Source organism: Microcystis sp. M53603_WE2 (genome assembly GCF_030065435.1).
This window is the reverse complement of record NZ_JASJFF010001249.1, coordinates 1-1,015: the sequence shown is the minus strand read 5'-3', so window position 1 is coordinate 1,015 and position 1,015 is coordinate 1. Positions and strand designations below refer to the sequence as shown.

Below are 1,015 nucleotides of genomic sequence, written 5' to 3'. Positions count from 1 at the left end.
CTTTGGTATTTTATCCATGACTACAATGCACAGCAAAGCAAAGGATTAAGCCGCCATCACTACTACCGAATCACCACCTGGTATTTTATCCATGACTACAATGCACAGCAAAGTAAAGGATTAAGCCGCCATCACTACTACCGAATCACCACCCAAATATCAAATAATCCTCTTTTAAATAGCAAAAAAGAGACCCTTGCGGCTCTCCTGTTGTAATCCCTTCAACTAACGCTTAGTTTTTGTCTGCTTGGGTGGGGCGGCACTTGAAGCCAGCCCCCAGAGCGACGACAGCCCCCAGACCGAGGAGGGCAGAGGGTTCTGGGGTTGTAGCGGGAGGGGCAGCATCGCACTTTAACCCACAGCTGCAATAAATGTGCATGGTACGTTCCCCAAAAATCTATTAGTGGAGCAGTAGGAGTCACATTAGGGAACGCACCCTACAATAGATCTCTTGCATAAGTCTAGACAAAATAGGATAAAATAGTCCAAGAGTTAAGATTGAAAGATGACTTACGAATAAGTAAAAACTTTAAAGCCAACAGAGTTAAAACGCTTGTGTGGCGTGTATCCAGATACATTTAAGGATATGGTAACAGTCCTAAATGCAGAAAAAGTTTGGCAAAAAAAGACTGGCAGACCGAGCAAATTGAGTACGGAAGACCAACTACTAATAACATTAGAATATTGGCGAGAATATCGCACCTATTTTCATCTGGGAAATAGTTGGGGTGTTAACGAATCAACGGCGTATAGAATTGTTAGGAAAGTAGAGAATATTCTCATCAAATCAGGTCTGTTTAATCTACCGGGAAAAAAAGCCCTATTAGAAAGTAATAGTGAAATAGAAGTAATAGTGGTGGATGTGTCAGAACAGGAGATAGAAAGACCCAAAAAAAAACAGAAATCATGCTATAGTGGGAAGCAGGGATACCACACATTAAAGTCGCAAGTCGTTGCCGATCAAAAAAGTGAGCAGATAATCTGCGTCCGTTGTGAGAAAGGAAGAGTCCATGAT

3 protein-coding genes are annotated in these 1,015 nt (G+C 42.0%); 2 read left to right on the top strand and 1 reads right to left on the bottom strand.

Annotation, left to right across the window (positions count from 1 at the left end; all coding sequences use genetic code 11):
* Nucleotides 1-216, top strand: a 216-nt coding sequence (locus tag PX481_RS26160) for a hypothetical protein (RefSeq protein ID WP_288096871.1), incomplete at its 5' end; no start/stop codon positions are given.
* A 16-nt stretch (nt 217-232) separates the two neighbouring features.
* Here the strand turns inward: PX481_RS26160 and PX481_RS26155 are convergent.
* Nucleotides 233-379, bottom strand: a complete 147-nt coding sequence (locus PX481_RS26155; protein ID WP_288057509.1) for a PEP-CTERM sorting domain-containing protein — start codon at nt 377-379, stop codon at nt 233-235.
* 174 nt (nt 380-553) lie between these two features.
* Here PX481_RS26155 and PX481_RS26150 point away from each other — a divergent pair.
* Nucleotides 554-1,015 (top strand): transposase family protein (locus tag PX481_RS26150; protein WP_502888639.1); only part of this gene is annotated, 462 nt, incomplete at its 3' end.